Raw genomic sequence first — 14,260 nt, 5'->3', positions numbered from 1 at the left:
TGCAGGCGCGGGCGCTGCCGCCATGCCCCAGGCGTTGATCCAGCCCGTGATCCTGGCGGGCGGCGCCGGCACGCGGCTGTGGCCGTTGTCGCGCGAACAGTTTCCCAAGCAGCTGCTCAATCTGGTGGCCGAGGACACGTTGCTCGAAGCCACCGCGCGCCGGCTCGACGGCATGGCGGTGCTGGCAGGACGCAGCGCAGGCGTGGAGGCGCCGCAGATCGTGGTGTGCGGCGACGAACACCGTTTCATGATCGCCGACATGATGAATCGCTGCGGCAAGCCCGCGCGCATCGTGACCGAGCCATGCGGACGCAATACCGCCCCGGCGCTGACCGTGGCCGCACTGCACGCGCTGGCCCATGCGGGCGATCATGGCGACGCCGTACTGGTGGCGACCCCGGCGGATCACGCCGTGATGGATCCGGACGCGTTCCGCGCCGCGCTGGCAGTGGCCGTGCAGCATGCCGACCGCGGCGCCATCGTCACGCTGGGCGTGCGGCCGTGCGCGCCCGAAACCGGGTTTGGCTATATCCGCAGCGGCAAGGCCGGCGCCGACGGCGCGCTGCCGCTCGAACGCTTCGTCGAGAAGCCGCATCTGGAACTGGCCCGCCATTACGTGGCATCGGGCGACTACTGGTGGAACAGCGGCGTCTACGTGGTGCGCGCCTCGGTCTGGCTGCAGGCGCTGAGCCAGTTGCAACCGGACATGTATCGCCAGTGCCGCGCCGCCTACGAAAATGCCGAGCCCGCCGGCAAGGGCGGGGTGCTGAGCCTGGACAAGGCCGCCTTCGAGGCGTGCCCGTCCGATTCGATCGACTACGCGGTGATGGAACAGCTCGACGCGCTGCCCGACGTGCACGGCATGCTGGTGCCGGTCGACGCCGGCTGGTCGGATGTGGGGTCGTGGGCGGCGATCTGGGATATCGCGCCGAAGGACGCCTTTGGCAACGCCGCGCGCGGTCGCGTGCTGTTCGATGGCGCGTCGTCGTGCCTGGCCCATTCGGAAGGGCGGCTGATTGCGTGCGTGGGCGTGCACGACGTGGTGGTGGTGGAAACCGCCGACGCCGTACTGGTGGTCGACAAGGCGCACGTGCAGGACGTCAAGAACGTGGTGCAGCGGCTGCGCATGGAACACGGCGCCGAGGTGGTCAACCATCGCAAGGTGCGGCGGCCCTGGGGCTGCTATGACTCGATCGACCACGGCGAGCGTTTCCAGGTGAAACGCATCGTGGTGGAACCGGGCGCGAGCCTGTCCTTGCAGATGCACTATCACCGCGCGGAACACTGGGTAGTGGTGCGCGGCACCGCGCGCGTGACGTGCGGCGACACCGTCAGCATCCTTTCGGAAAACCAGTCCACCTACATCCCCATCGGCACGCTGCACCGGCTGGAAAACCCGGGCAAGACGCCGCTGGAAATCATCGAGGTGCAATCGGGCGCGTATCTGGGCGAAGACGATATCGTCCGCTTCGACGACAACTACGGGCGCAAATAGCGGCCATGGCGCAGACCATGGCAACGCGTACGGGCGGTGCACCGGCGCGAACCATCGCATCGCCGATGGTTTTGGCAGCAACGGGTCAGGCAGCAGGTGGAGCAACAGGGGGAATGTCGTGAGCAAGATGGCATTTGCGGGTGGAGCAGGCGCGGCGGCTTCGATGCCGGCCGCGAGCAGTGGAGGCGCGCGACGCGCCATCGTCGATCACGCCGGGTGGGTCCTGGCAACCGGCGCGGCCGGTGCGGCGTTGGCATGGGCGATTGCGGTGTCGCAGCCGGCCGTCTATCAAGCCAGCGCGCTGGTGCAGGTGCTGCAGCCGCGCGAAGGCGGCGCGGCGGCGCGCGGCGCTACGTCGGCGATGAACGCGTCGAACGCAATGAACGCGATGGCGGCGCAGTCGGTGCCGCTCGACGTTGGCATGTTGCGCAGCCGTACCGTGGTGGCGCCGGTGGTGGAGCGCCTGCGTCTCGATATCACCGCGCAGCCGCTGCGCGCGCCGCTGGTGGGCGGGCTGGCCGCGCATTTCGCCACGCCGGGACGCCTCGCCGGTCCGTGGCCCGCGGAGCTTGGCTATGCGTGGGGCGGCGAGCAGATTGCGGTGGACAGGATGACCGTGCCCGATCGCCTGATCAACGTGCCGCTGACGCTGGAAGTGCTTGCCGACAACGCCTATCGGCTGTACGACCGCGACAGCGAGCTGCTGGCGGGCACAGTCGGCCAGACCGCGCAGTCCAACGGCGTATCGCTGCTGGTGTCGCGCATCGACGGCCGCCCGGGCACGCGCTTCGTGCTGACGCGGCACGACATGCTGCAGACTGTCGACAACGTCGCCGCAGCATTGCGCATCGACATGCAGCCCGGCGATGCGGGCACCGTCAGCATTGCCTGGCGCACCGCCGATCGCACCGCTGCGGCGGCGCTGGTCAACGGCATTACCGAATCGTTCATCGGCAGCCAGGCCTCGCAGCGCCGCGACGATACCGCCGCCACGCTCGCCTTCCTGAGCGGAGAAATCCCGCGCGTGAAGACCGAACTGGAACGCGCCGAAGCGGCGCTGACGCGCTATCGCTCGAAGGCCGGCACCATGGCGCCCAGCCAGGACGCGCAGTCGTACCTGTCGGGCAGCATGGATTACCAGCGCCAGATCGCGCTGCTGCGGCTGGAGCGCACCAAGCTGCTGCAGCGCTTCACCGAAGAGGCGAACGAGGTCAAGACGGTCGACAACCAGATCCAGCAGTTGATCCGCGAACGGCGCGACATGGATTCTCGCTTTCAGAACCTGTCCTCCACCGAGCGCGAGTCGGTCGGCCTGACGCGCGACGTCAAGGTGGCCGAAGACATGTACATGACCCTGCGCAACAAAGTGGAGCAGTTGTCGCTGGCGCAGCTCGACCGCACCGGGCAGGTGCGCGTGCTCGACAGCGCGCTGGTGCCGATCCGCCCGGTGGGCATGGGCCCATGGCCAGCCACCGCGATGGGCGGGCTGATGGGCCTGTGCCTGGCGATGGTCTGCGTGAGCGCGCGTCAGCGTTTCAAGCCCGCGCTGGAAACGGTCAGCGATGCCGAACTGCGGCTGGGGCTGCCGATGCTGGGCGATGTGGTCTACAGCCAGGAACAGGCGGCGCTGGAGCGCCTGGTCGACGCGCGCGCGCAGGCCGCGCTATCGCAGGTGCAGGTCACCGGGCTGCTGACGCAACAGCCCGGCCATGCGCTGGTCACGCAGGACGAACTGGCGGAGCACAAGGAAGACGATCTGGACGGCGCCGAGCGTCTGCTGCGGCTGGGGCTGCACGACCAGTTCCTGCTGGCGCGCAACGCCCCGCACTCGATGGCCGTGGAAGGGCTGCGCAGCGTGCGCGCGGCCTTGCATTTCTCGCTGCGCGCCGCGCCGGACAAGGTCGTCGCCGTGACCAGTCCCACCTCAGGCGCGGGCAAGACGTTCGCGTCGGTCAATCTGGCCGTGCTGTTTGCCGAGGCCGGGCAGCGCGTGCTGCTGATCGATGCCGACCTGCGGCGCGGCAAGGTGGGCAGCTGGTTCGACCTGCCCGTCGATGTGGGCCTGGCCGAAGTGCTGGCCGGTCATGTGCCGTTGTCGGAAGCCGTGCAACGCACCGTGGTAAATGGCCTGTCGGTGCTGCCGGCCGGCATTCCTCCGGCCAATCCGTCGGAACTGCTGATGCACCCGGCCATGACAGCCTGCCTGCAGATGTGCCGCGAGCGCTTCGATCTGGTGCTGGTCGATACGTCGCCGGTGCTGGCCGTGGCGGACGCCACGTTCGTCGCCAATCTGGCCGGATCGACGTTGCTGGTGCTGCGCGCCGACACCACGCTGCCCGATCAGGTGGACGAAACGCTCAAGCGGCTGGCGCGCGCCGATGCGCGGCTGCTGGGCGGCGTGCTCAACGGCGTGCGGCAAAAACGCAGCAACCAGGCCGATTTCGTCAACATGAATCCGTACCTGGGCATGCCGCTGAGCGCTTCTTCCATGCCGCGCCTTGAACGTCGGCCGGCGGCGATCGATCACGGCAAGGCTTGAGGATCGTGCCGCGCTAACCGCGGAGCGTACCCGTTTCTGCGTGCCCGGAGCGACGTGCGGCCGGGGCGCGGCACCGATGATCGACGTGGCCAGCGCGCAGCGATGCGGATTCGGCCGCAGACGAACGTAACGACGAAGCCGGGGAGATTCCCGCCGCAACCCGCCGCAAGCGGTCGCACGACAGAAGAGGGCACACAGATGAAACGGGTCATGTTCGACGGATGCGCCGGCTGGCTGCATGAAGCCGTGGGCGAGGCACCAGGCAGCACCACGGGCGTGGTGCTGTGTGCGCCGCAACTGCACGAAGCGATGTGGGCGCACCGGGGCCTGCGCCATCTGGCCGACGATCTCGCCGCGGCCGGCGTGTCCGTGCTGCGCTTCGATTACTACGGCACCGGCGATTCCGCGGGCGCGGGTGGCGAGCAGGATTTCGTGGCGCGCGCAGTGCAGAACGTGGTGTCCGCCAGCGCGACCCTGCGCGCCATGGTCGATGTCGACCGGCTGGTGCTGTGCGGCTGGCGCTTCGGCGCCACGCTGGCCGTGCTGGCGGCCGACGCGATGGCTGCGCGCCAGAACAACGCGCCCGACGCGCTGGTGCTGATGGCGCCGGTGGTCAACGGCCGCGGCTACCTGCGCGAACTGCGCGCGCTTACCGCGTTCTTCGTGCCCGAGCACGGCGGCAGCGCACCGCAGCCTGCCGCCGACGACGAAGGTCTTGAAGTGTTGTCATACCGGCTGGCGCCCGAGACGATGCGCGAGATTGGCGCATTGCGGCTCGAACGCCGGCCCGGCACGCCGGCCCCACATGTGCTGCTGCTCGACGATACGCCGGGCAGCATGTCGCAGGCGGCCGCGCTGGGCCGGCATTACGAGCAGGCGGGCGCGCAGGTCCAGATATGCGACTTCCTGGACAGTCGCCTGATGATGAAATCGCCCGAGGTCTCCGCCGTGCCGGAAGCGTCGTGGCGGCGGGTGGTGCGGTGGCTCGCGCCGCACGCCGCGAACGCGGCGCCCGCATCGCCCGCATCGCCCCCGTTGCCCACGCCGCACGCGACGCCGACTGAAATCATTGCCAGCCATGATGTCGATGGCGTGGTCGAACACTCGCTATGGTTTGACGGCGGGCGGCAGTTCGGCGTGCTGTGCGAACCGGCCGACAGTGCGCCTGGCGCGGCGCCGGCGCTGGTGATCTTTCCCAACACCGGCGGCAGTCATCATGTTGGCGATGGACGCGCGTTCGTACTGCTATCGCGCGCGTTGGCGCGGCGCGGGTTTGCGGCGCTGCGCATCGATGTCTCCACGCTGGGCGACAGCCCCGGCGCGGCGCGCGACATGAGTGTGCCGCGCGCCTATGCGCCGCGTCCGCGCGCCGACGTCAGCGCGGCCGTCGACTGGGCCCATGCACGCGGCCATTCGCACATCGTGATGGCCGGGGTGTGTTCCGGCGCGTATCTGAGCCTGCAGGCGGCGCTGGCCAATCCGCATGTGACCGGCGTGGTGATGGCCAACGCGCTGAAATTCCTGTGGCGCGACGAGGACGACACAGCCGAGCACAGCGGTGCGGACACACTGCGCGATTATCTGTTCGCGGCGCGCAGCGCACGCAACTGGAAGCGTCTGATGCGCGGCGATATTCCCGTGCGGCAAATGGCCGCCGTGCTGGCAAGAGGCGCCCGGCGGCTGGTCATGCGGTCGGCGCCGGGCCTGACACCAACGCAGCCGGCCGCGTCGCCGATCGACGCCGAGGCGGAATTCGCGCGCGACGCGATGGCGCGTCTGAGCCTGCGCGGCGTGCATCTCGATCTGCTGTATGGCGTGGATGACCACGGACTGGAACTGGCGGTCCGCTGCTTTGGCGCGGGATTCCAGCATCTGCACGATTTGCCGTGCGTGGGCGCGCATCGTTGCGCGCAACTCGATCACGCGATGATCCTGGCGCCCAGCCGCGAAACCTTTCTGGCTTTCGTGATGCAGAATCTGCGCCGCCAGGGCACGCTGGCGGCCGCCACGTCGATGACTGCCGAGCCGGCCGGCACGCCCGGTGCCGCGGCGGCAGCAGCGGGCTAGCGGCGCGGCGCTGGCTCAGTGGATTTCCAGCACCAGATCGCCCTTGGCGTGGCCGGGCTGCACATCGGACAGCGCATAGGTATGGCCGTCCGACAATGCGAATGCGGCCAGCTTGAGCAGGCGCGGCCAGTGGTCGTCATAGCGCTTGCGCATGCCGATCTTCCACAGCGAGGCGCGGCTGGCCAGCGGCGCCAGCAGCCGCTCCAGGTCTAGCTGCTCGTCCCAGCACTCGAACACGATCATCGCGCGGATGTCGGCCGGCAGGCTGCGGGCGATCGCGTCGATCACCACCGGTTCGTAGCCTTCCACATCGATCTTGATCACGCCGGAAACCAGTCCGGCCTGGCGCAGGTCGTCGAACAGCGCGCCGAGCGCCTTGCGCGCATCGGCAATCTGGATATCGATCTGCAGATAGCGGCGCGGGTCGATTTCCGTGAAGCCGTCCTTGCCGGCCAGCACGTCGTCGGGATAGCTGTTGTGCGCGTCGCGCACGAACGCGCCGCCCCAGTTGTGACGCGGCACGAACAGTGTGCGGCGTTCGTCCGCGTCGCCGAGTCCGTACGGATGCAGGTGGTAATCGCAACCAGCCAGCGAAATGCGCGTGTTGACCTGCAGGATCGAGAAGCAGTCGGGGTTTGGCTCGAACATGTGCACCTGCCGGAACTTGCGCCCCGACTGGCATGACGTGAGACCGATATTGGCACCGATATCGATCAGGAAATCGCCATAGCCGGTGTCGGCGCAATGGTCGATAAAGCGGCGGATATGCGGCTCATGCACGCCGGTGACCTGCGGCGCCACCGAGATCAAGTCGGAGCCGCGCAGGAACAGGTTCTGGCTGTGCCGCGTCAGCTTGCGGAACAGCGCGAAGCGGCATTCCTCCATCAGCAGGCTGATGGGCGACTGCCGATAGTGGTACGACGCTGGCGGGCCGGCCGGGATGGTGTCTTTGCGCATGGCAACGGGCTCCTTCGGGTGTTCCGCAAGTGGGATGTGATTGGTGTCGGCCGCGTGGACGACGACGCAGAACCGCAGCGTGGCACGGCGCGCGGCGCGGGCTCTGTGCAGCAACGCACGCAGCGGCGCACGCGCCACCAGCGTGTGGGGGAGCGAACAGATTTGGGTGTCCTGCACGGGGCAAGCTTCGGTCACGGTCCACGGGACAGATAAGGACAAGCCACGGATGCGTCGCGCGCATCCACACTCTGAGGTACGCACGCGCGAATGCGGCCACGTATTGGCGCTGCGGCGCATTTTTGCCGCATGCGCGCGTTCGCATATCGATGGATGGGCCGATGCCAGCGCCCGACCGCACAGGAAACCACTGATCGATGACTCCTATCGTCAAGCGCGTGATTGCCGGCGTCGGTGCCAATACGTACGACCAGCTGGCCAATATCGTCATGCAGCTGGTGTCGCTGCCGATCTACCTGAGCCATTGGGACGTCAGGACGTATGGCACGTGGCTGGTGATCTCGGCAATTCCGTCGTATCTGTCGATGGCCGATGTGGGCATGGTGACCGTCGCCGGCAATCGCATGAGCATGCTGGCGGGCGCGGGCGACATGCACGGGGCCAACCGTGTGTTCCAGAGCGCGCAGATGTTTATCCTGCTGACGTGCGCCACGATCGCGCTGCTGGCGATCCCTGCCGCGTTGCTGCTGCCGGTGTCGATGCTCGGCAGCCTCGACATGCGCGTGGCCCTGGCGGCGCTGCTCGCGGGCGTGCTGCTGTCGCTGGGAGCGGGGCTGTCCGGTGCGGCGTTCCTGTCGACCAGCCGCTACGCGCTGGGCATGTCTCTCAACGTCACGTCGCGCCTGGCCGAATGGCTCGGCGGCATTGCCGGGCTGCTGCTGGCCGGCACGTTCTCGGCAGTGGCGCTCGGCATGCTGGCAGTGCGCGTGCTGACCCTGCTGTGGGTCAGCCGCACCAGTACGCGCACCGGCGCAGGCTTGTCGTGGGGCATGCGCGACGCGGACTGGCGCGAGGTGCGCGCGATGCTCCGGCCGTCGATCGCATTCATGAGTTTTCCGATCTCCAATGCGCTGAGTTTTCAGGGCTTCACATTGCTCACCGCGCATCTGCTGGGGCCCGCAGCGGTGGCCGTGTTCAACACCTATCGCACTGTGGCGCGCGTGGCCGTGCAGGTCACTTCGACGCTGAGCCATGCGCTGTGGCCCGAGTTTGCCCGCATGTTCGGCGGCGGCGAGCATCGCAACCTGCGTCGCCTGCTGCTGCAATCGGCGCTGCTGGGCGGCGCGGGCGCCATCGCGCTCAGTGCGCTGCTCTATGTCTGCGCGCCGCTGCTGCTGAAGATCTGGACCAAGGGCCAGATCCCGTTTCACGCATCGATCATGGCGGCGTTCCTGTGCTACGCGGCGCTGGCGGGGCTGTGGCATATCCCGCGCGTGATCCTGCTGGCGACCAACCAGCACGCCCGGCTTGGCGTGGCGGCGCTGCTCGTCAGCGCATCGTCGTTGCTGCTGGCGTTCGTGCTGGGCACGCATTACCAGATCATGGGCCTGGTCGCGGCGATGATCGCCGGCGAAGTGGTTGCCATGAGCGTTTGCTTCTGGCTCACGGCCCGCACATTCCTGTCTCGGGACAACCAAGCGGAGGAGATTGATGAAAGTAGCGCTGTCCACTATCGGTAGGTTTCATACCTTCGACCTGGCGCGAGAACTGCATGCCCGCGGGCATGACCTGACGGTCTTCACCGGCTACCCGCGCTTCAAGCTGCGTGGCGAGGGCCTGCCGCAGGCGTCGATCCACACCTTTCCCTGGCTGCACGCGCCATACGTGCAGCTTGGCACGCGCTGGGGCTACGATTCGGCGTTCATGCGCCAACTGGGCCACTGGAACCTGGAATCGTTCTGCCGTTACGTGGCGCGCAATCTGCCCGAATGCGACGTCTATGCCGGCTTGTCGTCGTCGGGCGGCGACGCGGGGCGCATTGCGCACGCGCGCGGCGCGGCCTACATCTGCGACCGCGGTTCTTCGCATATCCGCGTCCAGGACGATATCCTCTCCGAGGAACACGACCTGTGGGGCATTCCGCGCGAGCGCACCGATGCGCGCGTCATCGCCCGCGAGGAACACGAATACGCGCTTGCCGACGTGATCACCGTGCCGTCGAGCTTCAGCTACCGCTCGTTTGTCGATGCGGGCGTGCCGGAGCGCAAGCTGCGGCTGATTCCCTACGGCGTCAACCTGAGCCGCTTCCAGAAGGTGGCCGAGCCCGATCCGGCAACGTTCGACGTGCTGTTCGTGGGCGGCGTGAATATCCGCAAGGGCGTGCCGTATCTGCTGCATGCGTTCGCGAAGCTGACGCATCGCGCAAAGCGGCTGACGATCGTCGGCGCCTGCGAGCCGCAGATGCTGGCCTGGTTGCGCAGCAGCGGCTTGCCGATGGACCGCGTGACGCTGACCGGCGCGGTGCCGCAGCCGCGGCTCAAGGACATCATGAGCCGTTCGCACGTGATGGTGCTGCCCAGCGTGGAAGAGGGCCTGGCACTGGTGCAGGCGCAGGCGCTGGCGTGCGGCTGCCCGGTGATCGGCACCCATCACTCCGGCGGCGAGGATCTGTTTGTCGATGGCGAAGAGGGCTTCATCGTGCCGATCCGCGATGTCGATGCCTTGACGGCCCGCATGCAGGCGCTGGCCGACGATCCCGACCGTCGTGAAATGATGAGCGCCGCGGCGTTGCGCCGCGTACGCAGCCTGGGCGGCTGGTCGCTCTATGGTGGGCGCGTGGCGGCGTTGATGGAGGAACTGACGGGGCGCAGATCGCGCGCAGTGGCGCTCGATGGCGCGCTTGCGGCAAGCGAGACGTAAATCATGCTGGTTGCCAAAGACGACCCATCGGTCGGTCCCACGTTCACATTGCAGAACCGCGTCATGCGCCAGGTGTGGAACTGGACCTGGCTGCTGTTGTTCCGCCCCAGCCCGCGCCCGCTGCACGCATGGCGCAGCTTCCTGCTGCGCGCGTTTGGCGCTCGCATCGGTGCCCATGTGCATGTCTATCCCGCAGTGAAGGTCTGGGCGCCGTGGCAACTGTCGATCGACGACTACGCCGGCGTGGCCGATGGCGTGACGCTGTACAACATGGCGCATATCCATCTGGGTGCGCGCTGCGTGGTGTCGCAGGGATCCCATCTCTGCGCGGGCTCGCACGACTACAACAGCAGCAATTTCCAATTGATCGCCGCCCCGATCACCGTCGGCGCGTATGCGTGGGTGTGCGCGGAAGCGTTTATCTCGCCGGGCGTGGCGTTGCCCGAGGGCGTGGTCATCGCGCCGCGCGCGGTGGTGACGAAATCGCTGCCCACGTCATGGACCGTCTACGGCGGCATGCCGGCGCGCGCCATCGGCAAGCGAGCGCGCAATATCCAGCAAGGGCGCGACGACTAGGCGCGGCACCAGGCACCAGGCACCACACACAACGTAAAACGCCTGCGCGGCATGATCGTCGCGCAGGCGTTCGTGGTTGTTATGGACGGCGGGCCATCCGGCCCCAGCGCGGCTCAGGGAATCTCGACCTGCGCTTCGGGCGCATCGGTTTCCCGCACGGCAGGGCGTTCCAGCTCGCGCACCTTCAGCACGATCATGTATTCGTAGAAGGCGCGCAACATCGAATACGTGAAGCCGGCACGGCCATCGAGAAAGCCGCCGCGCAGCACGTACAGCAGCAGGAACATCACCAGCGGGCGGCATGGCAGCCGATAGAACAGCTCTTTCTGGTGAAAGCGCCGTTCGTTGCGATCGCCTTCGAAGAAGGCGCGCCACAGGCTGAACTGCGCGCCCTCGGCCCGGTTCAGCAGGATCTGCTCGGCTTCGAAGCTGCTGTAGCGGTTGTGCTTGTCATACCAGTGCGCAATGCCCTTGCTGAACGGGTAGTGATTGAGCATGCCGCCGATGTCGCCGGTTTGCCCATCGACCAGCGTGACCGGGTTGCACAGGCGTTCATAGCGGATGCGTTCGGGCCGGAACAGGCGGATGTTGAACGGCGACGGCGTGACGTGGCGCAGCCACCCCCCCATGAAGTGATCGCGCCGCGCGAGCCGGAAGGCCACATGGTCGCCCGGATTGGCCACGGCTTGCTGCATGGCGGCGATCAGTTCCGGCGACGCGCGTTCGTCGGCATCGGTGTAGTAGACCCAGCGATGCTTGAACGGAATGTTCCTGAGGCCCCAGTTCTGGTGCGCGGACCAGTTGTCGAACGGCCGCTGCGTCACGTGCGCGCCGAACTGCTGCGCAATCTCCAGCGTGCGGTCGGTGCTCATCGAGTCGTACACGTGCACATCGTCGGACCACGCCACATTGCGCAGGCAACCGGGCAAGTCCTGTTGTTCGTTCTTGGTCAGCACCAGCACGGAAATGCCGCTCATGATGATTCCCCCGGGCGCACGCAGGCGCCCGTGTCAGATTGGTGGAAGTGGAAACTACGCGCGCTTGCCGTGCTGACGACCGTACTGGCTCATGTACCGATACTTGCCGTACAGATAGTGCGGGCGATACCAGCGGCCCTCGACATGCAGGCCGTTGAACAACACGCCCTTGATGTCGCTGCCGGCCTGCTTGAGCGCGCGCTGCGAGGCGATCAGCTCGCGCGCCGTGGTGCTGTCGGCACGCGCCACCGCGAATACCGCGCCGGCATGCTTGGCAAGGATCGTCGCATCGGTGGCCGCCAGTACTGGCGGCGTATCGAGCAGGATCAGGTCGTATTGCTGCTTGAGCGCCTCCAGCAGGACGCCCATCGCCGAATGTTCGAGAAGATCGGCGGCCAGCGGCGGCTGGGTGCCCGTGGCGATGAAGTCGAGGCCCGGCTGCACATCGCGCTGCACCACCTGTTCCCACGCCGTGCCCGTGAGGATCTCCGTGAGTCCTGGCGTGCGCGGCTTGCCGACGCTGTGGTTCAGGTTGCCGCGCCGCAGGTCGGCATCGATCAAAACCACCTTGCGGCCAGCCTTGGCCGCGATCGCCGCAAAGTTCAGGCTGACGAAAGACTTGCCCACGCCCGGCGCGGGGCCGGTGATCACCACTACGTGGTTGGGGCTGTTCAGCAGCGCAAACTGCAGCGCCGTGCGGAACGTGCGCAGGCTTTCGATGGCGGGATCGTCGGGTTCCTCCACGGCCAGCAGGGCGGTGGGATGCTCGGCCGTCGCCGCCAGGTGGGCCTGCGCGGAGCTGAACGGCACCGTGGCGTACACCGTCAGGCCGGTCTGCTGCTCGATCTCGTCGGCGTCGGTCAGGCCTCCGTCCAGCACATGGCGCAGCATCACCGTCATCAGCGCGGCGATCAGGCCCAGCACAGCGGCCACCGCCGAGATCATCGGCCGGTTCGGGCGTACCGGCTCAAGCGGAATGTCGGCCGGATCGATCAGGCGCGCAGTGCCGACCTTGCTGGCCTTGGTCAGCTTCAGCGCCTGCGTGTCGTTGAGCAGTTGCTGGTACAGCTCGGTGCTGACCTTGACGTCGCGCATCAGGCGCAGCACGTTCTGTTCGACTTCGGGCAGCTTCTGGATCTTGTTGGTCACGCCGCCCAACTGGCCGGACAGGCTGGCGATCTGGCTGTCGATGATGCCTACGCTGGGATGGCTGGGGGTAAAGCGCGTGGCCAGTTCCTCGCGCTTCTGGCGCAGTTCCTGCAGCTTGGTCTGGATTGCCACCGACTGCGAGAGGATCAGCTTCGATTCCTCGCTGAGGTCGATGGTGCCGCGCTGGTTGCGCATCGCGTTGTAGCGCGATTCCGCCGTTTCCACCTGCTGCTTGAGCTGCGGCATCTGGCTTTCCAGGAAGCGCAGCGATTTCTCCGCTTCCTCCGCCTTGCGATGCACGTTCTGCTCGACATATTCCTGCGCGATGGCGTTGAGGATGCCGGCCGCCGCCACGGGCGAGTTGTCTTCCAGCGCCACGCCGATCACGCCGCTCTGCTTGCCGCGTTCGGCAATCATCAGCCGCCCTTGCAGCGATGCGATGGCGGCGCCGCGCGGGATGTGCCGCACGATGTAGATCGCGCCCGGATTGCCCACCAGCTGGCTCACCTGCATGTTGACCACGCCGCCGCGCGTGTTGATGACCAGCGGCTCGCCCACCTTGCCTTGCGCGACGGTGTCTTCCTTCGGAAAGGCTACCTCGAAGGTGTCGCCCTGCTGCTTGGTCACGCGGATCTCGGCGCCTTCGAGCTCCGGCGGCACGGTCAGGCTGGCCATCTTGATCGATTCGATACCCCACGCATACCCGCCGTAGCCGAACAGTCCCGGCGTGGACAACTTGCTGGCGCGCGCCGCGATCGCCGAGCCGATCACCGGGAAATAACGCGGCGTGGCCACGACATCGAGATGAAGCAGGTCCACCGCCTTGCCGACCACCATGCGCGAGCGCAGCAGTTCCATTTCGGCCGAAGCCGCGGGCTTGACGTCGAACACCGGCGACAGGCTGGCGGCCAGCTTGGTGCCCGCCGCGTTGCCGGAGGTGTCTTCCACCTGCACCACGATGTCCGCGCGGTAGACAGGCTTGCTCAGCGTGGCATAGACCATGCCGAGGATCGTGACGAGACCGGCCACCAGGATGAAGGTCCAGCGATATCGCACGAGCGTGTCCAGGACAGCGGTCAGGTCGATGGGCTTTTCGCCGCCTTCCTCGATTTCCGCCGAAGGATCCCGGAATTGCCTGATATTGCTCATGATGACTCCTTGCATCCGCGTGCGTTCTCGATTTGTTGAACGCGTGTTGTCCATGCTTCGACCCCGTGCCGGATCATGCCAAGCACCACCGCAAACATGCCGTGCGATCCGCCGTACGGGTCTGGCACATCTGCGTCGATGGATTCGCACAACCGAAACGTCTTGCCGTGCGCGCAGCCGTGCATCGCTTCGAGCGCCAGGCGCTGGTCCGTTTCCATCACCAGCACCAGATCCGCCTGGCGCACCAGTGCATGATCGATGGCGCGCGCACGATGCCCGCGCAGGTCCAGCCCCTCCTGCCACAACAGCCGCACCGCGCGCGGGTCCGCGCCCACGCCCACCGGTGGCTCAAGTCCGGCGGATACGACGTGGCATTCCGGCAGCGCGCGTTGCAATAGCAGCGCGGCCATCGGGCTGCGGCAGCGGTTGCCCAGGCACACCACCAGGATCGTCTGGATTTTCGTCACAGCCATC

The 14,260-nt window shown here is 67.2% G+C and carries 10 protein-coding genes; 6 read left to right on the top strand and 4 right to left on the bottom strand.

The features are described 5' to 3' along the window. Positions 1-22 precede the first annotated feature (22 nt). From F7R19_RS20260 to F7R19_RS20250, 3 genes are all read left to right on the top strand, one after another. Positions 23-1,495 (top strand): mannose-1-phosphate guanylyltransferase/mannose-6-phosphate isomerase, encoded by a 1,473-nt coding sequence (locus F7R19_RS20260; RefSeq protein ID WP_170292623.1) that lies wholly within the window; start codon positions 23-25, stop codon positions 1,493-1,495. 127 nt (positions 1,496-1,622) lie between these two features. Then, the gene (locus F7R19_RS20255) at positions 1,623-4,034 is read left to right on the top strand and encodes a polysaccharide biosynthesis tyrosine autokinase (RefSeq protein WP_150981807.1); all 2,412 of its coding nucleotides are present in this window, start codon (positions 1,623-1,625) and stop codon (positions 4,032-4,034) included. A gap of 210 nt (positions 4,035-4,244) precedes the next feature. Beyond that, a complete protein-coding gene (locus tag F7R19_RS20250; RefSeq protein WP_223505994.1) occupies positions 4,245-6,101 on the top strand; it encodes a serine aminopeptidase domain-containing protein in 1,857 nt (618 codons plus the stop codon). Between the two features lie 15 nt (positions 6,102-6,116). Here F7R19_RS20250 and F7R19_RS20245 read toward each other — a convergent pair whose 3' ends face one another. Next, positions 6,117-7,277, bottom strand: a complete 1,161-nt coding sequence (locus F7R19_RS20245) for an FkbM family methyltransferase (protein ID WP_211922767.1) — start codon at positions 7,275-7,277, stop codon at positions 6,117-6,119. 155 nt (positions 7,278-7,432) lie between these two features. On the opposite strand from F7R19_RS20245, the gene F7R19_RS20240 reads away from it, so the two are divergent. The 3 genes from F7R19_RS20240 to F7R19_RS20230 are packed head-to-tail and all read left to right on the top strand — an operon-like array spanning position 7,433 to position 10,511. Next, complete coding sequence (locus F7R19_RS20240; RefSeq protein ID WP_150981785.1) at positions 7,433-8,755, top strand: lipopolysaccharide biosynthesis protein; 1,323 nt, start codon at positions 7,433-7,435, stop codon at positions 8,753-8,755. Next, the gene (locus tag F7R19_RS20235; protein ID WP_150981784.1) at positions 8,727-9,935 is read left to right on the top strand and encodes a glycosyltransferase family 4 protein; all 1,209 of its coding nucleotides are present in this window, start codon (positions 8,727-8,729) and stop codon (positions 9,933-9,935) included. Before F7R19_RS20240 ends, F7R19_RS20235 begins: the two co-directional genes overlap by 29 nt. Positions 9,936-9,938: 3 nt before the next feature. After that, positions 9,939-10,511 carry an LbetaH domain-containing protein gene (locus F7R19_RS20230; protein WP_061955594.1) on the top strand — a complete coding sequence of 191 codons (573 nt, stop codon included), beginning with the start codon at positions 9,939-9,941 and terminating at the stop codon, positions 10,509-10,511. A gap of 113 nt (positions 10,512-10,624) precedes the next feature. Here F7R19_RS20230 and F7R19_RS20225 read toward each other — a convergent pair whose 3' ends face one another. The 3 genes from F7R19_RS20225 to F7R19_RS20215 are packed head-to-tail and all read right to left on the bottom strand — an operon-like array spanning position 10,625 to position 14,253. Beyond that, the gene (locus tag F7R19_RS20225; RefSeq protein WP_061955592.1) at positions 10,625-11,488 is read right to left on the bottom strand and encodes a glycosyltransferase family 2 protein; all 864 of its coding nucleotides are present in this window, start codon (positions 11,486-11,488) and stop codon (positions 10,625-10,627) included. Between the two features lie 54 nt (positions 11,489-11,542). Then, positions 11,543-13,786, bottom strand: coding sequence for a polysaccharide biosynthesis tyrosine autokinase (locus F7R19_RS20220; protein ID WP_061955590.1), 2,244 nt, complete (start codon positions 13,784-13,786; stop codon positions 11,543-11,545). Next, positions 13,783-14,253 (bottom strand): low molecular weight protein-tyrosine-phosphatase, encoded by a 471-nt coding sequence (locus tag F7R19_RS20215; RefSeq protein ID WP_282959939.1) that lies wholly within the window; start codon positions 14,251-14,253, stop codon positions 13,783-13,785. Before F7R19_RS20215 ends, F7R19_RS20220 begins: the two co-directional genes overlap by 4 nt. Between the last annotated feature and the right edge of the window lie 7 nt (positions 14,254-14,260).

This window comes from Cupriavidus pauculus (genome assembly GCF_008801835.1).
Lineage (GTDB): Bacteria > Pseudomonadota > Gammaproteobacteria > Burkholderiales > Burkholderiaceae > Cupriavidus > Cupriavidus pauculus.
This window is presented reverse-complemented; position numbering and strand designations above follow the sequence as displayed.

Bases quoted from the DNA above. Each gene is read 5' to 3' on its own strand.
- F7R19_RS20260 (WP_170292623.1), top strand. From the start codon at position 23: ATGCCCCAGGCGTTGATCCAGCCCGTGATCCTGGCGGGCGGCGCCGGC.
- F7R19_RS20255 (WP_150981807.1), top strand. From the start codon at position 1,623: ATGGCATTTGCGGGTGGAGCAGGCGCGGCGGCTTCGATGCCGGCCGCG.
- F7R19_RS20250 (WP_223505994.1), top strand. From the start codon at position 4,245: ATGTTCGACGGATGCGCCGGCTGGCTGCATGAAGCCGTGGGCGAGGCA.
- F7R19_RS20240 (WP_150981785.1), top strand. From the start codon at position 7,433: ATGACTCCTATCGTCAAGCGCGTGATTGCCGGCGTCGGTGCCAATACG.
- F7R19_RS20235 (WP_150981784.1), top strand. From the start codon at position 8,727: ATGAAAGTAGCGCTGTCCACTATCGGTAGGTTTCATACCTTCGACCTG.
- F7R19_RS20230 (WP_061955594.1), top strand. From the start codon at position 9,939: ATGCTGGTTGCCAAAGACGACCCATCGGTCGGTCCCACGTTCACATTG.
- F7R19_RS20225 (WP_061955592.1), bottom strand. From the start codon at position 11,488: ATGAGCGGCATTTCCGTGCTGGTGCTGACCAAGAACGAACAACAGGAC.
- F7R19_RS20220 (WP_061955590.1), bottom strand. From the start codon at position 13,786: ATGAGCAATATCAGGCAATTCCGGGATCCTTCGGCGGAAATCGAGGAA.